This is a genomic window from Arthrobacter sp. FW306-06-A (assembly GCF_021870055.1).
In the GTDB taxonomy this organism is placed as follows: domain Bacteria; phylum Actinomycetota; class Actinomycetes; order Actinomycetales; family Micrococcaceae; genus Arthrobacter.
This window is the reverse complement of record NZ_CP084552.1, coordinates 2,534,171-2,557,166: the sequence shown is the minus strand read 5'-3', so window position 1 is coordinate 2,557,166 and position 22,996 is coordinate 2,534,171. Positions and strand designations below refer to the sequence as shown.

At 65.6% G+C, this 22,996-nt stretch carries 22 protein-coding genes; 18 read left to right on the top strand and 4 right to left on the bottom strand.

Annotation, left to right across the window (positions count from 1 at the left end):
- Genes LFT49_RS11790 through LFT49_RS11780 form a run of 3 tightly spaced genes read left to right on the top strand, consistent with a single transcriptional unit; the run spans window position 1 to window position 3,064 of the window.
- Complete coding sequence (locus tag LFT49_RS11790; RefSeq protein ID WP_237428304.1) at window positions 1–1,353, top strand: extracellular solute-binding protein; 1,353 nt, start codon at window positions 1–3, stop codon at window positions 1,351–1,353.
- Between the two features lie 2 nt (window positions 1,354–1,355).
- Complete coding sequence (locus tag LFT49_RS11785) at window positions 1,356–2,237, top strand: carbohydrate ABC transporter permease (RefSeq protein WP_237428303.1); 882 nt, start codon at window positions 1,356–1,358, stop codon at window positions 2,235–2,237.
- Complete coding sequence (locus LFT49_RS11780) at window positions 2,234–3,064, top strand: carbohydrate ABC transporter permease (protein ID WP_237428302.1); 831 nt, start codon at window positions 2,234–2,236, stop codon at window positions 3,062–3,064. The genes LFT49_RS11785 and LFT49_RS11780 overlap by 4 nt, the downstream gene beginning before the upstream one ends.
- On the opposite strand, the gene LFT49_RS11775 is transcribed toward LFT49_RS11780, so the two are convergent.
- Window positions 3,061–3,258 carry a hypothetical protein gene (locus LFT49_RS11775; protein ID WP_236798577.1) on the bottom strand — a complete coding sequence of 66 codons (198 nt, stop codon included), beginning with the start codon at window positions 3,256–3,258 and terminating at the stop codon, window positions 3,061–3,063. The two genes, LFT49_RS11780 and LFT49_RS11775, sit on opposite strands and share 4 nt — an antisense overlap.
- Before the next feature lie 139 nt (window positions 3,259–3,397).
- On the opposite strand from LFT49_RS11775, the gene LFT49_RS11770 reads away from it, so the two are divergent.
- The 7 genes from LFT49_RS11770 (at window position 3,398) to metE (ending at window position 12,179) form a co-directional block, all read left to right on the top strand.
- Window positions 3,398–4,405 carry an AAA family ATPase gene (locus tag LFT49_RS11770; RefSeq protein WP_237428301.1) on the top strand — a complete coding sequence of 336 codons (1,008 nt, stop codon included), beginning with the start codon at window positions 3,398–3,400 and terminating at the stop codon, window positions 4,403–4,405.
- Window positions 4,406–4,411: 6 nt separating this feature from the next.
- A complete protein-coding gene (locus LFT49_RS11765) occupies window positions 4,412–5,308 on the top strand; it encodes a DUF58 domain-containing protein (RefSeq protein ID WP_237428300.1) in 897 nt (298 codons plus the stop codon).
- On the top strand, window positions 5,298–5,777 hold the full coding sequence (locus LFT49_RS11760) for a hypothetical protein (RefSeq protein ID WP_237428299.1): 480 nt from the start codon (window positions 5,298–5,300) through the stop codon (window positions 5,775–5,777). Before LFT49_RS11765 ends, LFT49_RS11760 begins: the two co-directional genes overlap by 11 nt.
- Window positions 5,777–7,738: a VWA domain-containing protein gene (locus LFT49_RS11755; protein ID WP_236822032.1), complete on the top strand. Its 1,962-nt coding sequence runs from the start codon at window positions 5,777–5,779 to the stop codon at window positions 7,736–7,738. The genes LFT49_RS11760 and LFT49_RS11755 overlap by 1 nt, the downstream gene beginning before the upstream one ends.
- Window positions 7,735–8,457 carry a hypothetical protein gene (locus tag LFT49_RS11750; protein WP_237428298.1) on the top strand — a complete coding sequence of 241 codons (723 nt, stop codon included), beginning with the start codon at window positions 7,735–7,737 and terminating at the stop codon, window positions 8,455–8,457. Before LFT49_RS11755 ends, LFT49_RS11750 begins: the two co-directional genes overlap by 4 nt.
- Window positions 8,458–8,787: 330 nt before the next feature.
- Entirely contained in the window at window positions 8,788–9,762 is a 975-nt protein-coding gene (locus tag LFT49_RS11745) for a methylenetetrahydrofolate reductase (RefSeq protein WP_237428297.1), read from the top strand.
- A gap of 74 nt (window positions 9,763–9,836) precedes the next feature.
- Entirely contained in the window at window positions 9,837–12,179 is a 2,343-nt protein-coding gene (gene metE, locus LFT49_RS11740; protein WP_237428296.1) for a 5-methyltetrahydropteroyltriglutamate--homocysteine S-methyltransferase, read from the top strand.
- Between the two features lie 21 nt (window positions 12,180–12,200).
- Here the strand turns inward: metE and LFT49_RS11735 are convergent, their stop codons facing one another.
- The 3 genes from LFT49_RS11735 to LFT49_RS11725 are packed head-to-tail and all read right to left on the bottom strand — an operon-like array spanning window position 12,201 to window position 14,431.
- Window positions 12,201–12,911, bottom strand: a complete 711-nt coding sequence (locus tag LFT49_RS11735; protein WP_237428295.1) for a DUF4386 family protein — start codon at window positions 12,909–12,911, stop codon at window positions 12,201–12,203.
- A 50-nt stretch (window positions 12,912–12,961) separates the two neighbouring features.
- The gene (locus tag LFT49_RS11730; RefSeq protein WP_236798569.1) at window positions 12,962–13,468 is read right to left on the bottom strand and encodes a DUF2004 domain-containing protein; all 507 of its coding nucleotides are present in this window, start codon (window positions 13,466–13,468) and stop codon (window positions 12,962–12,964) included.
- Between the two features lie 45 nt (window positions 13,469–13,513).
- On the bottom strand, window positions 13,514–14,431 hold the full coding sequence (locus LFT49_RS11725; RefSeq protein WP_236798568.1) for a LysR family transcriptional regulator: 918 nt from the start codon (window positions 14,429–14,431) through the stop codon (window positions 13,514–13,516).
- A gap of 96 nt (window positions 14,432–14,527) precedes the next feature.
- Between LFT49_RS11725 and LFT49_RS11720 the strand changes: the two genes are divergently transcribed.
- The 8 genes from LFT49_RS11720 (at window position 14,528) to nrdF (ending at window position 22,938) form a co-directional block, all read left to right on the top strand.
- On the top strand, window positions 14,528–15,916 hold the full coding sequence (locus LFT49_RS11720) for an NAD(P)/FAD-dependent oxidoreductase (RefSeq protein ID WP_237428294.1): 1,389 nt from the start codon (window positions 14,528–14,530) through the stop codon (window positions 15,914–15,916).
- Window positions 15,913–16,644: a DUF1365 domain-containing protein gene (locus LFT49_RS11715; protein ID WP_237428293.1), complete on the top strand. Its 732-nt coding sequence runs from the start codon at window positions 15,913–15,915 to the stop codon at window positions 16,642–16,644. Before LFT49_RS11720 ends, LFT49_RS11715 begins: the two co-directional genes overlap by 4 nt.
- On the top strand, window positions 16,641–18,008 hold the full coding sequence (locus LFT49_RS11710) for a class I SAM-dependent methyltransferase (protein WP_237428292.1): 1,368 nt from the start codon (window positions 16,641–16,643) through the stop codon (window positions 18,006–18,008). The genes LFT49_RS11715 and LFT49_RS11710 overlap by 4 nt, the downstream gene beginning before the upstream one ends.
- 35 nt (window positions 18,009–18,043) lie before the next feature.
- Window positions 18,044–18,559: a TspO/MBR family protein gene (locus tag LFT49_RS11705; protein ID WP_237428291.1), complete on the top strand. Its 516-nt coding sequence runs from the start codon at window positions 18,044–18,046 to the stop codon at window positions 18,557–18,559.
- 359 nt (window positions 18,560–18,918) lie between these two features.
- Window positions 18,919–19,164 carry a glutaredoxin-like protein NrdH gene (gene nrdH, locus LFT49_RS11700; RefSeq protein WP_013601222.1) on the top strand — a complete coding sequence of 82 codons (246 nt, stop codon included), beginning with the start codon at window positions 18,919–18,921 and terminating at the stop codon, window positions 19,162–19,164.
- 51 nt (window positions 19,165–19,215) lie between these two features.
- The gene (gene nrdI / locus LFT49_RS11695; RefSeq protein ID WP_373462200.1) at window positions 19,216–19,725 is read left to right on the top strand and encodes a class Ib ribonucleoside-diphosphate reductase assembly flavoprotein NrdI; all 510 of its coding nucleotides are present in this window, start codon (window positions 19,216–19,218) and stop codon (window positions 19,723–19,725) included.
- 20 nt (window positions 19,726–19,745) lie between these two features.
- Window positions 19,746–21,866, top strand: coding sequence for a class 1b ribonucleoside-diphosphate reductase subunit alpha (nrdE, locus tag LFT49_RS11690; RefSeq protein ID WP_236798563.1), 2,121 nt, complete (start codon window positions 19,746–19,748; stop codon window positions 21,864–21,866).
- 97 nt (window positions 21,867–21,963) lie between these two features.
- A complete protein-coding gene (gene nrdF, locus LFT49_RS11685; protein ID WP_013601219.1) occupies window positions 21,964–22,938 on the top strand; it encodes a class 1b ribonucleoside-diphosphate reductase subunit beta in 975 nt (324 codons plus the stop codon).
- Window positions 22,939–22,996: the final 58 nt, after the last annotated feature.

The following is a 22,996-nucleotide window of genomic DNA, read 5'->3' as shown; positions in this document are numbered from 1 at the left end:
ATGTTTCGACGGGCATCCAAGACAGCATCCCTGCTGGCCGCCGCGGTCCTGGTCCTCGCAGCCTGTACGCCCGCAGATCCGGGCGGCGGCGACAAGACCATCAAGGTGGCCTACCAGAAGACAGACTCGTTCACCGCCCTGGACAGCATGCTGCAGGAGGCGAAGAAGGAGTTTGAAGCCGCCAACCAGGGCGTGAAAGTCGAACTGCAGCCCATCCAGGCCAGCGACGAGGATTACGGCACCAAGCTGGCCCTGGCCCTGCGGTCGCCCTCGACTGCCCCGGACGTCTTCTACGAAGACACCTTCAAGGTCCGCTCCGATGCGGACGCCGGGTACCTCATGAACCTGGACAGCCGCTTGGCCGGCTGGGGGGACTGGGGCGCTTTCGACAACGCAGCGAAGGAAGCGGGGAAAGCGGACGACGGCGGCACGTACGCAGTGCCGTTGGGCACCGACACGCGGGTCATCTGGTACAACAAAAAGGTTCTTGCGGCAGCAGGCATTGGACTGCCCTGGCACCCGTCCAGCTGGCAGGACATCCTGGACACCGCGCGGAAGATCAAAGCCGCCAACCCGGACGTGATCCCCTTCAACATGTACGCCGGAAAGGGTACCGGTGAAGGAACCGTAATGCAGGGGTTCTACGAACTCCTGTACGGCACCGGATCAAGCCTTTACGACCAGGACTCCAAAAAATGGGTCGTAGGCTCGCCCGGCTTCAAGGACTCGCTCACCTTCCTCGAGACGCTCTATGGGGAGAACCTGGCCGTTCCTCCGGCCGAAGCGCTGGACCCGAACGTCTGGAAGAAGGTGTTCGGCGAGTGGTTCCCCAAGGCAAAACTGGGAGCAACCGTGGAAGGCTCCTACGCGCCGTCGTTCTGGCAGGCCGGCGGGAGCTACGCTTGGCCCGGCTACGAGCAGGAGATGGGCGTCGCACCGTTCCCCACGCAGAAGGGACAGGCGCCAGGCAAGGTCAGCATGTCCGGGGGATGGACGCTGGCCGTTGGCGCGGAAACCAAGCAGCCGGACCTGGCCTTCAATTTCCTCACCACCGCCCTCAACGCAAAGAACTCGCTGGCATTCACGCTGGCCAGTTCGCAGATCGCCGTCCGCAACGACGTCGCCGCCGACCCCGGCTACCAGTCCGCCAACCCGTTCGTGAAGGATGTCTCCGGCCTGGTGTCCGTCACCCGGTTCCGGCCCGCCACCTCCGACTATCCCCGGATTTCCGCTGCCGTCCAGGAAGCCACCGAGGCCGTCATCACCGGCAACCGGACCCCTGAGCAGGCGGCGGCCGACTATGACACGGCCGTGACCGGCATCGTGGGCGGCGACAAGACCATCCGGAAGTAGCGGTGGCCGCCAACCACCGCGGCCGGCAGGTGCTCCGCTACCTGCCGGTCCTGCCCGCCGTCGTGCTGCTGGCCGTGTTCCTGGCCGGCCCCGTGCTGTGGGCCTTCCACGCCTCGCTCACCAACGCCGGACTCACCGGCAAGCACGCCAGGAACCCCGAGTGGGTGGGGCTGGAGAACTACCAGCGGCTGCTGCAGGACCCCGCCTTTCCGCTTTCGCTGGCGCTGACCGTCCTGTTCGTTGCAGGCTCGGCCATCCTGGGCCAGAACGTGCTGGGACTGGCCCTGGCCGTCCTCATGCGGCGCGCACGCCCTATGGTGTCGGCAACTGTTGGCACCGCCGTCGTGGCCGCCTGGGTCCTGCCGGAGATCGTGGCTGCCTTCGCCGCCTACGCCTTCTTCAGCCGGGACGGGACGCTCAACCAGTTGCTTGGCGCGTTTGGGCTGGCGGAAACCGACTGGCTTTACAGCGTTCCGATGGTGGCCGTGATCCTGGCGAACACCTGGCGCGGGACGGCCTTTTCGATGCTGGTGTACCGGGCCGCGCTGAACGGCGTCCCGGCCGAGCTGACCGAGGCTGCACAGATGGACGGTGCCGGTGCCTGGCAGCGGCTGGTGTTCATCACCCTGCCGGTGATCCGGGGCAGCATCGCCACCAACCTGATGCTGGTCACGCTGCAGACGCTGGCGGTCTTCACCCTGATCTGGGTCATGACGGCCGGTGGCCCTGCCAACGGCAGCACCACCTTGCCTGTCCTCGCCTACCAGGAGGCCTTCAAGTTTGGCGACATCGGCTACGGTACGGCCGTCGCCGTGGTCCTCATCCTGATCGGGGCCGTGTTCGGGCTGGCCTACCTGCGCCTGCTCAGAGAGCAGAAACCGTGACAGGCCGGCATGGACGTACCCGGAGCGTGTGGGCCGACGTGGTCCTGCTGCTGATCGGTGCGTGTTTCCTGCTGCCGCTGCTGTGGCTGGTCCTCGGTTCCCTGGACCCGGCCGCCGGACACGGCACCAAACTTCCGCAGCAGCCCGGGTTCGACAACTTCGCGGCCGTCTTCACTCCGGAGCTGCTGTTCCGGCCACTGTGGAACAGTTTGCTGCTGTCGGCCGGAACCGGCATCGTTACGCTGGTGGCAGCCGTGCTGGCCGCGTATCCACTCTCCCGCTACCGGTCCCGGTTCAACACTCCGTTCATGTCGGCCATCCTGTTCGGCACCTGCCTTCCCGTCACCGCCATCATGGTGCCGGTCTACGGATTGTTCGTCCAGCTTCGGCTGCTGGACTCCATTTTCGCAACGGTGCTGTTCCTGGCTGCCACCGGCCTTCCCATGGCCATCTGGATGACCAGGAACTTCATGGACGCCGTGCCGCTGGCACTTGAGGAAGCGGCGTGGGTTGACGGCGCATCAAGGCTGTCCGGGCTGCGGTCCATCGTGCTTCCGCTGATGGGACCGGGCCTGGGCGTGGTGTTCATCTTTGTGTTCATCCAAGCCTGGGGAAATTTCTTTGTCCCGTTCGTGCTGCTGCTGTCCGAGGCCAGCCAGCCCGCGGCTGTGTCGATCTTCAGCTTCTTCGGCCAGCACGGCGCAGTGGCCTACGGCCAGCTGGCCGCCTTCTCGATTCTCTATTCCGTTCCGGTCCTGGCCCTGTACGTCATCGTGGCGCGCGGGTCCGGCAACGCACTGGCCCTTGCAGGTGCTGTCAGGGGCTAGTCAATGTCCTCGAGCACCACGCCGAAGGGCAGGGTATCGTCGAGGTGCGCCTGGTGGCCGGTGGGATTGTTCACCACCCGGACTCCGTGCAGCTTTTCCGCCGCAGACTGCATCAGGACCGGCCGGACCGTGTCGACGAAGTGCTCGCTTTTACCGGCGAGGTATTCCTTGTAGCTGGCTGGAAGCTCAATCATGGCAAAAGGATAGACCTGCCTGCCACCAATGGGGAGGGGTGCCCATTGCCGGACTCCCGGTGCCCGGCTTGGATAGGATGGCGGACGGGACATGGCCGGCCCGGCCAGCGCGACCAACGCCGTCATCAGGGGGAATACAGTGCTTTCGACCAGCGTGCCTGCAAGAATCCAGCCGGCGGAGCTGGCCAGGGCGCAGCAGGTGGTGGCCAATATTTCCCGCAATTTCGATGCAAAAGTGGTGGGGCAGTCCCTGCTGCGGGAGTCGCTGCTGGTGGGACTGCTGACCGGCGGCCATATCCTCCTGGAAAGCGTCCCGGGACTGGCCAAAACCACGGCGGCACAAACCCTCGCCGAAGCTGTGAGCGCCGAATTCCGCAGGATCCAGTGCACCCCTGACCTGCTGCCCAGCGACATCGTGGGAACCCAGATCTACGACGCCGCCAAGGGCAGCTTCCACACCCAACTCGGCCCGGTGCATGCCAATATCGTGCTGCTGGATGAGATCAACCGCTCCAGCGCCAAGACCCAAAGCGCCATGCTGGAAGCCATGCAGGAACGCCAGACGTCCATCGGAGGACAGGACCACCCCCTGCCCTCGCCGTTCCTGGTCCTGGCAACCCAGAATCCCATCGAGCAGGAGGGAACCTACCAGCTGCCCGAGGCGCAGATGGACCGGTTCATGCTCAAGGATGTGCTGGACTATCCCACTCCCGCGGAAGAAGCGGAGATCATCCGCAGGATCGATGCCGGCGTCTACACCCGCGAACAAAAGCCCGCAGCTGCAGCCTCCCTGGACGCCGTCACCGAAATCCAGGCTTTGGTGGGACGGGTCTACCTCGACCCGTCGGTCATCAACTACATCGTGGGCCTCGTCTACGTGACGCGGAACGCCTCCCAATACATCGACGCCCGGCTGGCCGGCTTCATTGAATTCGGCGCCAGCCCGCGCGCCAGCATCGCCTTCAGCCAGGCGGCGCGGGCGGTGGCGCTGCTGAACGGCCGCGACCATGTCATCCCCGAGGACGTCAGGTCGCTGGCCCACCGGGTACTGCGGCACCGGTTGATCCTGAACTTTGACGCCGTGGCCGAGCAGGTCCCGGTCGAATCGGTGATCGACGCCGTCGTTGCCGCCGTCCAGACTCCGTGACCCCGGATGGCCAGCCTCCTCCAGCGGGTGAAGTCGAAGATGGCCATCTTCGCGCACCGCAAAGCGCGTGGAATGCTCGACGGCGAGTACGGTTCCGTATTCAGGGGCCGCAGCCTGGACTTTGACGACCTGCGCGCCTACGTGCCGGGTGACGAGGTACGCGACATCGACTGGAAGGCCACGGCCCGGCACGGTTCACCCCTGATCCGGCGCTATGTGGCCGTCCGCCGGCAGACCGTCCTCCTGGTCACCGACACGGGACGAAACATGGCAGCGGAGTCCCGGTCCGGGGAAGTGAAAAAGGACATCGCCGTGCTCGCACTGGGAGTCATGGGTTACCTGGCCCACCGGCACGGTGACGTGGTGGGCCTGGTGTGCGGCGACTCCACCGCAACCCGGTCCCTGCCGGCAAAGAGCGGCGAAGCCCACCTGGAACGGCTCCTCAGGCACGTGGATTCCCTTACGGGCCTCGATGGGGCGCCCAGCAGGATCCAGGACCAGCTGGGCTACGTGGCACGCAACGTCAAGGGCCGCCACCTGCTCTTCGTCGTCGCCGACGAACTGGCTGCGGACGCTGCCACGGCCCAGCTCCTGCGCCGGCTCCGCGCCCAGCACGAAGTCCTGTGGCTGACCGTGCGGGACGCGGACCTCGCGCCATCCTCCAAGCGCACGGATCCCAACGCCCCCGCGGCCTTCAGCGCTGCCGACGATTCCCTCCTGCCCTGGCCGCCGGGGATGTCCGCCGCAGTGGAGGCCGCCTATACGAAAGCGGCCTCGGAGCGTGATGCGGACCGGCAGGCCATGCTGCGCGCGGCCGGGATCACTGAAGGGGACGTGTCAGGCAGCGGGGATGTCATCACCGGACTGTTCACGCTCCTCGAGAGGCACCGCCGTGCAGGTTGATCCCGGGTTCTTCGGCCCGCTGCAGTACAGCACCGCCTGGGCATGGTGCGGGGCAGCGCTGCTTGCCCTGCTGGCAGGGTGGTACGTCTTCGTGCTGGCCACCACCCGTGCAGCCAGGCGCTCCGAGCCGGCCGGCAGTGCCCAGGGACGGTCCGCGCTGACCGACCTGCCTGCGCTCAAGGCGGCCTACCTGCAGCGCATCCACGATGTGGAGCAGGCAGCGGCGGAGGGCGCCCTGGATGCGCGGCCCGCCCATCAGGAGATCAGCCTCCTGCTGCGCGGTTTTGTCCGGGACGCCACGGGCGTGGACGCCACCAGGATGACCCACCAGGACCTCGCCCGGCACCCTCTTCCCGCCGCGGCCGACGCGGTCCAGGCCCTTTACCCGGCTGAATTCGGTCCCGGGCCGCTGCCTTCCGTTGCTGCGTCTGCGGCAAGAGCCTCGGCGGCGGTGCGCGCGTGGAGCTGATGTTCTGGTGGCTGCTGCCCCTTGCGGCCGCCGCGGCGGGCGTGGCGGCAGGGGTTGCGTTGCGCAGCAAGAGGCGGGGCAACGTACGACGCCGGCCCGTGGCCCACGCGGACAGGCTCACCGCGCTGCCGGAATACCAGGCAGCCCTCCGGCGGTACCGGCGGTGGCTGGCCCTGGCCGCAACTGCGCTGGCCCTGTTGCTGGTGTCCACCGCGGTAGCGGCGGCCCGTCCCGTCTCGGTGGATACCGTCCGGCCGGAGCAGCACAACCGCGACATCATGCTCTGCCTGGACGCATCGGGCTCCATGAGCAGTGCCGACGCTGCAGTAGTGGAAGTCTTTGCCAAACTGGCGCGCGAGTTCGACGGCGAACGGGTCGGCCTGACCATTTTCGACAGCAGCGCCATCCAGGTCTTTCCGTTGACGGACGATTACGCCTACGCGCAGGAGCAGCTCCAGGGTGCCAAGGACGCCTTCGACGGCAAACCCGGAAGCTCCGGATTCCTTGACGGCACGTGGAGCGGCAGGGGCTCCTCCCTGATTGGCGACGGGCTGGCGTCCTGCCTCAACAGTTTCCCAGGGGCCGGCAAGCCCCAAGGGGCCAGCGGCGGGGGTACCAACTCCCAGCGCTCGCGGTCGGTGGTGCTGGCGACCGACAACTTGCTGTCAGGAAAGCCCATCATGGCGCTGGGCCAGGCGGCCGCGTTGGCCAAGGATCGGTCCGTCCGCGTCTATGCGCTGAACCCGGCAGACCTGGACTACGGCCCCGGTCCGGACCAGCCGGGTGCCCAACTGCGGGCCGCCGCAGAATCCACGGGCGGCGCATACTACGCCCTTGACCGCCCGGACGCCGTGGCCGGGATTGTCACCGGGATTGAGCAAACCGAGACATCGGCCATCCACGGCGCACCCCGGGCTGTGTTCGCAGATGTACCTGGCCTGCCGCTGGTTGCTGCGCTGCTGTCTGCTCTTGCCCTTTGCGTTGTCCTTTGGCGCCTGCAGGGCATCCGCCTCCGCAGCAAGGCGTGGCTGCGCCGGGGAGCAATTGTGCTGCTGCTTCTTGCAGCGGCCCTGCGGCCACACCTGCCGGGCGGCACCGTCCAGGCCGCCAGCGCGGACCTGAACGTTTTCTTCGTGGTGGACACCACCACCAGCATGGTGGCCGAGGACTACGACAACGGAAAACCGCGCCTGGAGGGCGTCCGGAAGGACATCATGGCCATCGCTGAACAGTTGCCCGGCGCCCGGTTCTCCGTCATCACGTTCGACACCACCGCGCACGTCCGCATGCCGCTCAGCACCGACACCCTTGCCCTGCAGACCATCACGGACGTCCTGGAACCGCAGGTGACCGCTTATGCCAAGGGCAGCAGCATCACCGCAGCACGGCAGGTGCTGTCCGAGCGGCTGGCAGCGGCCAGGGACAGCCACCCGGGCCGGCCCCGGCTGGTGTACTACCTGGGCGACGGTGAGCAGACCAGCGGCAGGGAGCCGGATCCCATGAAAGTCGACGGCGGATTGGTCGCCGGGGGAGCGGTGCTGGGTTACGGCACATCCGGCGGCGGCCGGATGAAGGAGAACACCGGTTTGGCGGACGACGGCGGGACAGGCGGGGGAGGGGAGGCCGGCACCCGCAGCGGCGGCTACGTCCAGGACACCCGGCCCGGCAGCAACGGTGATGCACTGTCGATGATTGATGAGGGACGGCTGCAGGCCATCGCCGGGCAGCTTGGGGTGCCATATGCCCACCGCGTTGCCGGCGCCCCAGTGGCGGACATGATGCAGCAGGCGCACCCCGGCAGGGCGGAACGCGCTGACGGGCAAGGGCAGCTGGCCGCCGGGACGGAGCTGTACTGGATCCTCGCCGCCGGCGCCTTCCTGCTGGCCCTTCCGGAAGCCGTGGCACTCGCGCGGCAGCTTCGCGGACTTCCGCGTGCGGGCCTGAAGGAGGAAAAGCGGTGACCCCACAGTCGACACCACGGTCCCGCAGGCGCCGCCTGCTGCTGTGGTCGGCGCTGCCGGTGCTCCTGGTGCTGTGCACCGCCATCAAACTGCTCAGCCTGGGCATCCTGGCTGACCGCGCCGCCGCCGGTTTTACCGCCGGGAACGCTGCCGCCGTTGATGCCGCCGCCCGGGGCCTTGGTTTCGCAAACGTCGTGGAGCCGCACAAGGCGACGTTCGCCGCCGGCGACGCAGCCGTGGCGGAGGAAGACTATGCGACTGCCAGGACACACTTCGAACAAGCTCTAGGCATGGTTCCCGCCAGCTCGGGGGACGCGTGCACCATTCGGGTCAACCTTGTGCTGGCGATCGAACGCCTGGGTGACCAGCGGCAGCTGGCCGGGGACGCGGCGTCGGCCGTTCTGTTGTTCAAGGAAGCGCTGGCAACGGCCGGGCAGGCGCCGGAAGGGTGCCTCGCCGGGAGTGCCGAAACCGGCGGCCGGCTGGCCGCGGCAAGGGAGCGGCTGGAGAGCAAACTCGGCGCTGCCGGACAGGGCGCGGACGGGACGCCGGCACCAGGGGAGGAGCCATCGCCGGACACGTCGGCGGACCCCCGGCAGGGCCAGCTGGACCAGCTCCAGGACAGCGCACGGCAGGCGGAACGGGAGCGCAACAGCGGGCGTGAGCGGGAAGAGTATCTGGACAGCAGCGGCGGGGCAGCTGTGGAGCGCCCCTGGTGAAGGCGCGTACTGGCGAAGAAAATTCTGTTGCCTTGGAAAACGGCCTGTAAAACAGTGTCTTAATTCGGTGCCGACTTGTTCCCTGCCGGTCACAGCCCATAGAGTCGTAGACAAGTTACCGCGGTAACGTGTCAGCGATCCTCCGATCTGGAGGGTGTGGGTGCCCCCATGTGGGCCTGACATTTGCTCACGGACTACTTCATGCAAGGCGTAACAGTCGCGGCTGCGTCCCTGGTGGAGTCCCTCCGTGTTCCCCAAACTCAATTCATTGCCGGTTTCGCGCCGTTTTTTCGGCGGAAAGCAGGCGATGGCCCAAAGCCAAGGACGCAAATGTCACCACCAAGTTTGATTGACGCACACCCGAACCTCTCCGACACCGCCCCGGTGGCGTTGTCCTATGAGCTGTTCCCGCCCCGTTCCCCTGCAGCAGCGGAAACCCTCTGGACCACCATCCGGGAACTGGAAACCACTGAGCCGGACTATGTCTCCGTGACCTATGGCGCCAGCGGCTCCAACCGGGACACCGCCGTCGAACTCATTAATCGGCTCCTGCTCGAGACCACGCTGCGGCCGCTGGCCCACCTGACCTGCGTGGGCAACAGCCCGCAGGAACTAGCCACTATCGTGGGCGAACTGCTGGACACCGGCGTACGGGGCATCCTTGCCCTGCGCGGAGACCTTCCCAAGGACGCCGGCGCACCCGCCGCCGGATCCCTTCGGTACGCCCAGGACCTCATTGAACTCATCCGCCGCGTGGAGCAGCGCCGTTCGGCCCTGCTCTGTGCCGGCAAGATCGCGGTCGGCGTGGCGGCGTATCCCGCCCGCCATCCGGAATCGCCCAGCGAGGAGCACGACGTCGAGGTGCTGCTGGCCAAGCAGCGTTCCGGCGCCGACTTCGCCATCACACAGGTGTTCTTTGAGACCAGGCACTATGCCGACCTGCTCACCAGGGCCCGGCGCGCCGGCGTGACCATCCCTATCATTCCCGGCGTCATGCCGCTCACCAGCCTCCGCCGGCTCAACCGCCTGGGACAGCTCACCGGCGTGGAGCCCGCGCCGGAACTGATGGCCAAGCTGGCCGCCGCCGAGACCGACCTCGAACGGCTCCACATCGGGGTCGACGCGACGGTGGACCTGGCCAACGCGGCCCTGGATGCCGGGGCTCCCGGCATCCACATCTACACCTTCAACGAGCATCAAAGCGCGCTGGAAGTGCTGGACAAGCTGGCCCTGCCCGGGCGAAGCCGACCCGGCAGCCAGCACGGCCGGCGGGAATCCGCCGCCCGCATCCAGCTTGCCAGCTGAGCGTTTCGCGCTCCGTACACACCTTTACCCGACCAGCCCGACGTTAGGGCTGCCCAAAAAACTTAGGATCTTCCATGTCTGAGCTGACTGCACCCAAAAACACCCCGTTCCCGTCCGCTTCACTTCTCGGCTACCCCCGCATCGGCCGCCGCCGCGAACTCAAGAAGGCCGTGGAGGCCTACTGGGCCGGCAAGATCGGCGCCGCTGCCCTGGACGCCGCCGCCAAGGACATCCAGCTGGCCGCCGCCCGCCGCCTCCAGGAACTCGGGCTCACCGAAGCCGCCGCCGTGCCGGGCACCTTCTCCTACTACGACCAGGTCCTCGACACCACCGCGCACCTGGGTGCCGTTCCTGCCCGCTTCGGCAAGCTGCTCAATGCCGACGGGCAGCTGGACATCGACGGCTACTTCACACTGGCCCGCGGCAACAAGGAGCAGCAGCCGCTCGAAATGACCAAGTGGTTCGACACCAACTACCACTACCTGGTGCCGGAAATCGGCCCGGAGACAGAGTTCACCCTGGCCTCCACCGCGAAGGTTGACGAGTTCGCGTTCGCCCTGGCCAACGGGATCGAAACCCGCCCCTACATCGTTGGGCCCGTGACCTACCTGCTCCTGTCCAAGGCTTCCGACGACGCCCAGGCCGGTTTCGCGCCACTGTCCCGCCTCGAGGACATCCTGCCCGTCTACGTCGAGCTGCTCGAAAAGCTCGCCGACGCCGGCGCCAACTGGGTGCAGCTCGACGAGCCGGCCCTGGTGGTTGACCAGGAAACCCCTGCCGCCGGCATCGAAGCAGCCGTTGCGAGGGCTTATGAGGTCCTGACCGCCGCGGCCAACCGTCCGCAGATTCTGGTTTCCACCCCGTACGGCTCGCTCGAAGGCCAGCTGGGCACCCTCGCTGCCACGAACATCGATGCCCTTCACATCGACGTCTTCAAGGGCGCCGTTCCCTCCGCCGCAGCGCTGGCTGGCCTGGGCAACAAGACCCTGGTGGCCGGCGTCGTGGACGGCCACAACATCTGGCGCAACGATCTCGCCGCGTCCGCCGCCAAGCTGGACCAACTGAAGGCCGCCGCCGGGAAGGTTGCCGTCTCCACCTCCACGTCCACCCAGCACGTCCCCCATGACGTCGCTGAGGAGACCCAGCTGTCAGAGCAGCTCCGCAGCTGGCTGGCCTTCTCCGACCAGAAGGCCGTGGAGGTCAAGACCCTGGCGTCCTACCTCGCGGACCCGGCCGCGGCGAAGGTTGCCATCAAAGAAGCCACCGCCGTGATCGGTTCCCGCGCCACCGCGGAAGGGGTGCGCCGCGCTGATGTCCGGGCCCGGACCGAAGCGCTTACCGCCAAAGACTTCACCCGCTCGGCCTACGAAGTCCGCGAGGCCGCCCAGGAAGAAGCGCTGCACCTGCCGCCGCTGCCCACCACCACCATCGGCTCCTTCCCCCAGACCTCCGAAATCCGTTCGGCCCGCGCCCGCAACAGCAAGGGCGAGCTGAGCGATGAGCAGTACGAACAGCTCATGAAGGACGAAATCAAGCGCGTAGTGGACCTGCAGGAAGAGCTGGGTTACGACGTCCTGGTGCACGGCGAGCCGGAGCGCAACGACATGGTGCAGTACTTCGCCGAGAACCTCGAAGGCTTCGACGTCACCGTCCATGGCTGGGTCCAGTCCTACGGCTCACGCTGCACCCGCCCTTCGATCCTGTGGGGCGACGTCACCCGCAGCGCTCCCATCACCGTCAAGTGGGCGGAATATGCACAGTCGCTGACCGGCAAGCCGATGAAGGGCATGCTCACCGGTCCGGTCACCATCCTGGCCTGGTCCTTTGTCCGGGACGACCAGCCGCTGGCTGAAACCGCCAACCAGGTTGGCCTGGCGCTGCGCGACGAGATCGCCGACCTCGAAGCCGCAGGTATCAAGGTCATCCAGGTGGACGAGCCCGCCCTGCGTGAACTGCTTCCGCTGCGCAAGGCAGACCAGGCCGACTACCTGAAGTGGTCCGTTGAATCCTTCCGCCTGGCGACCGCGGGCGCTGCCGACGCCACGCAGATCCACACCCACCTCTGCTACTCGGAGTTCGGCGTCATCATCGACGCGATCGACGGCCTGGACGCCGACGTCACCTCCATCGAAGCCGCCCGTTCCCGCATGGAGGTTGTCCACGACCTTGAGTCCCACGGCTTCGGCCGCGGGGTTGGTCCGGGTGTTTACGACATCCACTCACCCCGCGTTCCGGGCGAGGCCGAGGTCACCGAGCTTCTGTCGACCGCGGTCAAGCACGTCCCGTCCCGCCAGCTCTGGGTCAACCCGGACTGCGGGCTGAAGACCCGCGGCTATGCCGAGACGGAGGAGTCGCTGCGGAACCTGGTCAAGGCCACGCAGACGGTCCGTGCGGAACTGCTGCAAGCGGCCAAGTAGCGGACCCACGACGGCGGCTGGTCACCTGGGGTGCCCGGCCGCCGTCGTCTCCTTAATCCTCCAAGCGCTGACTGCCAGCCAAACACTTGCGGCGACAATCGCCACAATGCCGACCAACGTAGGCACTGAGTTGGCGTTGGAAAACCCTGTTTCGCCGATGATCCATCCCTGCGCCAGGTAGGCCAGCCCGGACAGCGCCATGAGCAGTCCGATGATCCGGGGAACGCGATGTGTGGCGGTCACAACAACGCCCAGCAGCAACAGTGCCGTTCCCAGCAGGAAGCTTTGGTAGCTGCGCGTGCCCCACTCCAGCCAGCGAATGCCCTCCGCCGTGGCGAAACGCGCCGCCTTTTCAGGCTCTGGAGCTGCGGCCCAGGCGTCCACCGCCTGCTTCAGGGCAACCCCGTCCACCGCCTGGAGTACGGCGTGAAGTGCCAGGGCGGCCGCGGCGGCAAGGGCACCAAAGCGGGCAAGCCAAGCCACGGCGTGCTGCTGGACGCCAAGGGCTGCCCACAGGGACACCAGGCCCGCGCATACAAGCGCCATCCCCACGAACTGGCCCAGGTGCACGGCGGTCCAGATGCCGCTGTTGGCGTAGGCGGTGAAGGAAGCGGCGTGGTCGTTGGCGTCGTGGGACTCGGCATGGAACACGCCGGCGAGTATCGAGGCCAGCACACCGGCCAGGAGCAGCGACGCAGCCAGCCGCCACGTTCCGGCTTTCACATCATGCATGAGATCCATCGTGGAACCGGCCGCTCAGCAGCGCCAGGGTCAAACGCCCTTCAGGACTCCCAGACGATCTCGTCGTCCACCACTCCGTCCTGGTCGGCGGAGGCCACCAGGACCTCATCCGTGAAGTGCTGGCCCAGGGTGAAGTCCAGGACGAAGTAGCGCTCGGGCTGGCCGGGGTAGATCCCTACGTGGCCGAGTTTCAGCGCCTTGAGGAACACCTCGTTGGTGAGCTGTTTGCGGTCCTGGACGCCGAACACCTTGTGCAGATGCTCGTCCTTGAGGGCGTTGCAGTGGAAGTGCAGGTACTCCTGGGGGCTGGTGCCCTCTTGCTCAAGTTCCTCGGCGATCATGGCCCGGACTTCGTCCACCAGCTCGGGAAGGAAGCGCAGCCGGTACTCGACTTTCCGCAGCGCGGCTTCATCGAAGTGGTCGTGCGCGTTGATGTTCAGGTCGAGTTCCAGCGGGTGGCCTCGCAGCTCGTGCTTGGCCGCGAAGAGGTGATCCCTGCCGTGGTTGAGCTCAATCTCCCCAAAGTGCTGGCTCGCTACCTTGTTCATATTCTCAACATAGACCCGAAGGGCAGACCATTCCAGCGTTCGGCCCTAATTCACCGCTGTGCGCATCCCGGCAAGGGTTTCAGCCAGCAGGTCCACGAAAAGCTGCACACGCGCGGTCTTCCGGTCGTTGATCAGCAGCGCAAACACGTTCCGTGCCAGCCGGATCTCGGGCACGTCCAGCACCACCACGCCTGCCGGCTTGTTCCGCAGCGCCAACTCCGGAACCAGGGCTGCACCCAGTCCTGCGGCGGCCATTTCCAGGCTGGCGTGGAAGTCATCACTGTGTGCCACCACGCGGGGATGCAGGTTGCAGCCGGCGAACAGCCGCTCGATCACCATGGCGTCACTGGTGCCGGGGTGATGCATGATCCACGGCATTTCCGAGAGATGGTCCGCCGCCACCTTGGCATCGGCCCGGAAGCCCCAGCCTGCCGGCAGCACCACGCGGAAGTCGTCGTCACCGATCCACTGCCGGTTGATGGTGTTGGGCCAGGCGAAGCCGGTCTGGCCCACCTGGAACACCACCGCGAGGTCCAGGTCGCCGCCGGTGCGCAGGCCCTGGATAGTCTGGCCGGGCTCCGCCACCGAAACCCGCAGGTCAATGCCGAGCTTCTTCCAGGCCGGATTCTTGAGGATCCGGGGCAGGACATAGGTGGCCAGGCTGGGGAAGATCCCCAGCCGCAGCTCCTGGCTTCCGGTGTCCTGGGTCCTTGACGCGGCAGCCATCAGTGCCTCGATGTCGGTGAGTACCTTGGCGGCATGGCGGGTCATGACGACGGCGGCTTCCGTAGGGACCACGGCGCGCGCCGAGCGCTGGAAGAGGGTTACGCCCGTTTCCCGCTCCAGCGCGGACATCTGCTGCGAGACGGCCGAGGCCGTGTAGCCAAGCGTTGCGGCTGCCGCAGCGAACGAGCCCAGCCGCGTGACCTCCAGGAGGGTCTTCAGGTGCACGGGATTTACCACGAGCCAACAGTACTGCACCCATCCGCGGCCGCTCCTGCGCCGAATTGCCGTCTGTATACCCGGCCCAGCGACAAATGTTCAGCAGAGGAGCATAAATTGTCACTTAACCCAGCAGGAAGTGCAGGCAGGCGGCGCATCGCCGTCATTGGCAGCGGCGTGGCGGGATTAACCGCCGCCTACCTCCTGAACAGGCAGGACGACGTCACCCTGTTCGAGGCGGACTCACGGTTGGGCGGCCACGCCCACACCCATGACATGCCGCAGCCGGACGGAAGCGTCATCGGGGTGGACACCGGATTCATAGTGCACAACGAGCGGACCTATCCCACCCTGCTGCGGCTGTTCGCCGAACTCGGCGTGGAAACGCAGGACTCGGAGATGAGCATGTCCATCCGCTGCGACGGCTGCGGGCTGGAGTACGCCGGTGCGCGGGACGGTGCCCGGGGAATCATCGCCAAGCCTTCCAGCCTGCTGCGTGGCCGCTACCTGCTGATGCTGCTGGAGGTCACCCGCTTTTACCGGAAGGCGAGAGAGCTGCTCAGGACGGCGCCGCCGTCGGCCGTCAGCGATGAGGTGGAAGTCCCGGAACTGACGCTGGGCGCGTTCCTGGAGCGGGAGAAGTTCAACCCTTACTTCATCTCCCACTTCATGACCCCGGTGGTCAGCGCCGTATGGTCCTGCGATCCCACCACCGCCCTTGCCTATCCCGCGCGGTACCTGTTCACCTTCCTGGGCCACCACGGCATGCTGGGCATCAAGGGCTCACCGCAATGGCGCACGGTCACCGGCGGATCCGCCCGGTACGTGGAAAAACTCGCTGCAACACTGGGCGACGTTCGGCTGAACACGCCCGTCACGGCCATCCGGCGTCTGCCCAACGGCGTTGAGCTCGCAACTGACAACGGACTGGAAGACTTTGACGCCGTGGTCATTGCCACCCATCCTGCCCAGGCACTTGGGTTCCTGGCGGACGCCACGCCTGAGGAGAAGGAAGCGCTGGGCGGGATGCCCTACTCGGTGAACCACACCGTGTTCCACCGGGATCCCGCCGTCCTGCCGGCGTCGGACAATGCGAGGGCGTCCTGGAACTATCGGCTGCCGGCTTGCGACGCCAGGCCGGACAAGGTCTTGGTGAGCTATGACCTGACCCGGCTGCAGCGGCTCACGCCGGCGGACGCCCGCCCCTACCTGGTGAGCCTGGGTGAATCGGAGCTGATCGCCGACGACGCGGTGCTGGAACGGATGGTCTATGAGCACCCGCAGTACACGCCTGAATCCCTGAAGGCCCAGCAGGCCATCGCGGCGCTAAGCAACAGCAGGATCGCGTACGCCGGGGCCTACCTTGGCTGGGGCTTCCACGAGGACGGCGCCCTCTCCGGTGTGCGTGCGGCAGAAAAGCTGGGCCGCACGTGGCCGCTGCCGCTGCCCGAGTCGGGCGACGCCACCGGTGAAGGGGAGCGGGAACTCGCCGCGGAACCTGCATGACCATGGGCGCCTCGATCTACCGCACGTCCATTTCCCATGTGCGGCGCAGTCCCTTGAAAAACGCCTTCACGTACCGGAGCTACAGCTGGTTCGTTGACGTGGACGCGATTCCGGCGCTGCCGTTCCTGCTCCGCCCGCTGGCAGTGTTCCGCGCCGGGGACCACCTGGGCAATCCGGAGGCCAGCATCCGGTCGAACGTGGAGCGGTACCTGCGCACCCAGGGCATAGAGCCCGACGGCGGGCCCATCCACATGCTGGCCAGCGCCAGGGTGTTCGGTTACGTCTTCAACCCGCTCACCCTGTTCTGGTGCTACCGCGCCGGCGGAGAGCTGCAGTGCGTGGTGGCCGAGGTCCACAACACCTACGGGGAACGGCACTGCTACCTGCTGCGGACCAACCCGGCAGGGCGGGCGTCGGTGCCGAAGGCGTTCTACGTTTCACCCTTTAACGACGTCGATGGGCAGTACCGCATGAAGCTTCCGGCGCCGGGCGAGCGGCTGGCGGTCTCCATCATCCTGGAGCGGGAGGGGCAGCGGCCCTTCGTCGCCACCATGGTGGGACGGCGGAGACCGGCCACCATCCCGAACATCCTCGCCGCCGCCTTGACGGTGCCCGCGGCGCCGCTGCTGGTATCCGCCCTTATCCGCATACAGGGCATTAAGCTCTGGGCAAGACGCCTGCCCGTCGTTGCCAGACCACACCACCCCTCACAGGAGGCAGTTCAATGACAATGACCGACGATAACGGCACCACTGCCCACCTCGAAGACCCGGCCCAGACCGCCGCGCACACCCCCGCAGCCTGGGGCGCAACCGGTGTGCCGGCGTCGCCCGCCACCATCGATCCTGACCGCTGGCCCGGTGTTGCCACGCCGCCGTCGGGCCCCAAGGCTGAGGTGGCCGGGAAAGCCGCCGGCCTGCTGTTCAAGGGAGCCGTCAAGCGGCTGCCGCTGCGGGTGGAATACCCGGACGGAACGGCCCTGGGGACCGGCGGTCCCGACGCCCCGGTGATGACCATGGTGCGGCCGGACGCGTTCGAGAAGCGGATCGGCGACAACGGGCTGATCGGACTGGGGGAGTCCTTCATGGCCGGCGACTGGGAAGCGTCGGACCTGGCTGCGGTGCTTGAAGTCTTCGCCGCCTCCGTGGACGCACTGATCCCGATGCCGCTGCAGAAGCTGCGCTCGCTGTACCTGCCCCGGACGCCCCGCCAGGAACGGAACGCCGAACAGAACACCCGGAGCAACATCTCCAGGCACTATGACCTGTCCAACGAGCTGTTCTCCAACTTCCTGGACGCCACCATGAGCTACTCATCGGCGCTGTTTCCCGAGGCAGCCGGCCCGCTGTCCTCGGTGAGTTGGGATTTCCTGGCGGCGGCCCAGCAGGCCAAGATCGACAGGCTGCTGGACAGGGCCGGCGTGGGAGAGGGGACCCGGCTGCTGGAAATCGGCACGGGCTGGGGTGAGCTTGCTTTGCGTGCCGCGGCCCGCGGCGCCACCGTTTACAGCGTCACCCTGTCCAGCGAGCAGCAGGCGCTGGCCCAGGAACGCATTGCGGATGCGGGGTTCGCGGACCGTGTGACGGTGGCGCTGCAGGACTACCGCGCGGTGGAAGGCGAGTACGACGCCGTCGTGTCCGTGGAGATGATCGAGGCCGTGGGCTACGAATACTGGCCCATCTACTTCCAGACGATCGACCGCGTCCTGGCCCCCGGCGGAAAGGTGGCCGTCCAGGCCATCACCATGCCGCACGGGCGGATGCTGGCCACCCGCAACGCCTACACATGGGTGCACAAGTACATCTTCCCCGGCGGGTTCCTGCCCTCCGTCCGGGCCATTGAGGGCGTGACGCAGCAGCACACCACCCTGCGCGTCCGGGAGCGCATGGGGATGGGCGACCACTACGCCGCCACGCTGCGGTTGTGGGAGGAACGGTTCCTTGCGCGGTCCCGGGAAGTGGGGGAGTTGGGCTTCGACGCGGTGTTCCAGCGGATGTGGCTCTTCTACCTCTGCTACTCCCGCGCGGGGTTCCAATCCGGTTACCTGGACGTGCAGCAGATTGTGCTGGACCGCCGGGAGGCGCAGCTTTAGTTTTGCCTTGGTGTTAAGGAAGGGGAGGGACAGGCATGAAACTTAGGACACTGGCATGGACGACGGCGGCGACGGTCGCCACTGCCGCCGCAGGCGGGGTTGCCACGGACCCCAGCTGGTACCTGAAGTTGCGGAAGCCGGAGTGGCAGCCACCGGCAATTGCGTTTCCCGTGGTGTGGACTGCCTTGTACGCCGATCTGGCGGTGACGTCCGCCGTCGCGCTGGACCGGGCTGCCGAACTGGACAGTGCTGCCGACAGTCCCGACCCGGTCAGAAAGAACCACCGCTGGGAGCTGCGTGCCTACCAGGGCGCATTGGCCGCAAACCTTGTCCTCAACGCATCCTGGAGCTGGTTCTTCTGGCGCTCCCGCCGGCCGTGGCTGGGCGCTGCCGAAGCGGCAGTGCTCGCGGCCAGCAGCGCGGACCTGGTGCGGCGGACCTACCGGCTGAACCGGACTGCCGGCGTTTCGCTCGCTCCGTACGCTGCTTGGTGCGGATTCGCCACCGTACTGTCCACGGCAATCGCCAGGCTCAATCCCGGCGCGAAGTAGGAAGCGGAGGCAATCTCTCACTGTCGCCTGCCGGACGGAAGGGTCCCTCATCACTACATGTAGTGATGAGGGACCCTTTTCCTGTGGCGGGACAGGTGGGCGACACGCCGGTGAATCACGACACGCGGACTGTGCAAAAGTGGGCAAGCCCGTCCACAGGGTGTGGACCAAGCCCGCAAAAAACCCGGGATCCCGGGCATTTTTCCGGCTCCTGCCTGTGGATTAACGGTGCATTAAATGACATACTTGTAATACATCATCTTGGGGTTCCAAAGAGGCGTCTGCACTACATGTAGTATCTACATACAGCTGGACGGGGACACCGAACCAGCAAGAGTTTAACTAAGGGGACAGGGACAATGACCGTAACGGTTTACACGAAGCCTGCTTGTGTTCAGTGCAACGCCACTTACCGCGCGCTCGACAAAAAGGGCATCACCTACCAGAGCGTTGACATCTCCCAGGACGCCGAGGCACTCGAGCGCCTGAAGGCACTGGGCTACATGCAGGCTCCCGTTGTGGTCACCGACCAGGACCACTGGTCCGGCTTCCGCCCGGACAAGATCGAAGAACTGGCACTCTCCGCCGTTTCTTCCGTGGCCTAGGAGCCACAGCTTTTTCCTGCCGGCGACCAACTACCAGCTGAGGTGACTCCCATGGCACCAACAGCACAGCGCGACCACACGGCTCAGCGTGTGGAGGTGTCCCCGCCGGCCGCAGATCGGAACGATCCCGGGCAGGCTCTCACGGAGAGCCAGCTCATCTACTTTTCCTCCACATCCGAGAACACCAGCCGCTTCGTTGCGAAGCTTGGCCGTGAGGTGGCCCGGATCCCGCTTTACGCAAAGGACGCACCCCTCCTCGCCACCCGGCCATTCGTGCTGGTGGTGCCCACCTATGGCGGCACCGGGGGAGAGGGGTCCGTTCCCAAGCAGGTCATCCGGTTCCTAAACAACCCGCAGAACAGGAAACTGCTCCGCGGCGTCATCGGCGCCGGCAACACAAACTTTGGGGACAACTACTGCATGGCCGCGGACATCATCGCCGCCAAATGCCAGGTACCCCACCTTTATCGATTCGAACTTATGGGAACGCCGGAAGACGTCACCCGGGTCAACCAAGGATTGGACAAGTTTTGGACACGACTGTCGCAGACACAGAAGTAACCAGGGCCCAGGAGCCTGAGATGCCCGCCGCCTACAAGGGGCTGGGCTATCACGAGCTGAACGCCATGCTGAACCTCTACGGTCCCAATGGCGAAATCCAGTTCGGCGCCGACCGTGAGGCTGCGCACCAGTACTTCCTGCAGCACGTGAACAACAACACCGTGTTCTTTCATGACCTGGAGGAGAAGCTCGACTACCTGGTGAAGAACCAGTACTACGAGCGCGAAACGCTGGACCAGTACACGATGAACTTCATCCGTGAGCTGTTCAACCGCGCCTACAAGAAGAAGTTCCGCTTCGAGACCTTCCTGGGCGCGTTCAAGTTCTACACGTCCTACACGCTGAAGACGTTCGACGGCAAGCGTTTCCTGGAGCGCTACGAGGACCGCGTCTGCATGGTTGCCCTGCACCTTGCCCGCGGCAATGAGCAGCTGGCCCTGCAGATGGTGGACGAAATCATCGAAGGCCGCTTCCAGCCGGCCACCCCCACGTTCCTGAACGCCGGCAAGAAGCAGCGCGGCGAATTGGTTTCATGCTTCCTGCTCCGCATCGAAGACAACATGGAATCGATCGGCCGCTCCATCAACTCCGCCCTGCAGCTGTCCAAGCGCGGCGGCGGCGTGGCCTTCGCACTGACCAACATCCGCGAAGTCGGTGCCCCGATCAAGCAGATCGAGAACCAGTCCTCCGGCGTCATCCCCGTGATGAAGCTCCTCGAAGACAGCTTCTCCTACGCCAACCAGCTGGGCGCCCGCCAGGGTGCCGGTGCCGTGTACCTGCACGCCCACCACCCGGACATCTACCGGTTCCTGGACACCAAGCGTGAGAACGCGGACGAAAAGATCCGCATCAAGACCCTCTCCCTGGGCGTTGTCATCCCGGACATCACGTTTGAGCTGGCCAAGAAGGACGAGGACATGTACCTGTTCTCGCCCTACGACGTCGAACGCGTCTACGGCATGCCGTTCTCCGATGTCTCCGTCACCGAGAAGTACTACGAGATGGTGGACGACTCCCGGATCAAGAAGACCAAGATCAAGGCCCGCGAGTTCTTCCAGACCCTCGCCGAGATCCAGTTCGAGTCCGGTTACCCGTACATCATGTTCGAGGACACCGTCAACCGGGCCAACCCGATTGACGGCAAGATCATCATGTCCAACCTGTGCTCGGAGATCCTCCAGGTTTCCCAGCCCACCACGTACAACGATGACCTCTCCTACGCCGACACCGGCAAGGACATCTCCTGCAACCTGGGTTCGCTGAACATCGCGAAGACCATGGACTCTCCGGACTTCGGGCTGACCATCGAGACGGCAATCCGCTCGCTCTCGGCGGTGTCGGACATGTCCAACATCACCTCGGTGCCCTCCATCGCCAAGGGCAACGATCAAAGCCACGCCATCGGCCTGGGCCAGATGAACCTGCACGGCTACCTGGCCCGCGAGCGGGTCCACTACGGTTCCGAAGAGGGCCTGGACTTCACCAACATCTACTTCTATTCCGTGGTCTACCACGCGGTACGGGCGTCGAACCTGCTGGCCATCGAGACCGGCCAGACGTTCGGCGGGTTCGAGAAGTCCAAGTACGCGTCGGGTGAATACTTCGACAAGTACACGGAGCAGGAGTGGGTGCCGCAGACCGAGAAGGTCCGTGAGCTGTTCAAGGATGTGCACATCCCCACGCAGGCTGATTGGCTGGCGCTGAAGGCCTCAGTCATGGAGCACGGCATCTACAACCAGAACCTGCAGGCTGTCCCGCCCACGGGCTCGATCTCCTACATCAACAACTCCACCTCCTCGATCCACCCGGTGGCGTCCAAAATCGAGATCCGCAAGGAAGGCAAGCTGGGCCGCGTGTACTACCCGGCTCCGTACCTGACGAACGACAACCTGGAGTACTACCAGGACGCGTATGAAATCGGCTACGAGAAGGTCATCGACACCTACGCTGCTGCCACCCAGCACGTGGACCAGGGCCTGTCCCTGACGCTGTTCTTCAAGGACACCGCCACCACGCGAGACATCAACAAGGCCCAGATCTATGCCTGGAAGAAGGGCATCAAGACCATCTACTACATCCGTCTCCGCCAGCTCGCGCTGGAAGGGACTGAGGTCGAGGGCTGCGTCAGCTGCATGCTGTAGTTACTCCTTCAACTAAAGGTGCCAGTACGACGGCGGGTGGCCGCCCGCCGTCGTACGCTTTAACTTAGTGAAACCCACCCAACGCTTAGGGGATGACATGACCGAGAAGGTCAAGCTGCTTAGCCACGTCGAGGCCATCAACTGGAACCGCATCCAGGATGACAAGGACGTCGACGTCTGGAACCGCCTGGTGAACAACTTCTGGCTGCCGGAGAAGGTGCCGCTGTCCAACGACGTCCAGTCGTGGAATACGCTGACCCCGGCTGAGCAGCAGCTCACCATGCGCGTGTTCACCGGCCTGACCCTGCTCGACACCATCCAGGGCACTGTCGGCGCCGTCTCGCTGATCCCGGATGCGCTGACCCCGCATGAGGAAGCCGTTTACACGAACATCGCGTTCATGGAGTCGGTGCACGCCAAGAGCTACTCGTCCATCTTCTCCACGCTGGCCTCCACCAAGGAGATCGACGAGGCATTCCGCTGGTCCACTGAGAACGAGAACCTTCAGAAGAAGGCGCAGATCGTCATGGACTACTACCAGGGCGACGATCCGCTGAAGCGGAAGGTGGCCTCCACGCTGCTGGAGAGCTTCCTGTTCTACTCGGGCTTCTACCTGCCCATGTACTGGTCCTCACGCGCCAAGCTGACGAACACTGCTGACCTGATCCGCCTGATCATCCGCGATGAGGCCGTGCACGGCTACTACATCGGCTACAAGTTCCAGCGCGGCCTGGAGGCTGTCTCCCCGGAGCGCCGCCAGGAGATCAAGGACTACACGTTCGAGCTGCTGTTCGAGCTGTACGAGAACGAGGTCCAGTACACCCACGACCTGTACGACGGCGTGGGCCTGGCCGAGGACGTCAAAAAGTTCCTGCACTACAACGCCAACAAGGCCCTGATGAACCTGGGCTACGAGGCGATGTTCCCGGCGTCCGTCACCGACGTTAACCCGGCCATCCTTTCGGCGCTGTCCCCGAACGCTGACGAGAACCACGACTTCTTCTCGGGGTCCGGTTCCTCCTACGTGATCGGCAAGGCCGTGAACACCGAGGACGAGGACTGGGACTTCTAGCCCCATCCGCCCACGCACCTTCCCGTCATGCCTCCGAGGGGGACTCCGCACACGTCGT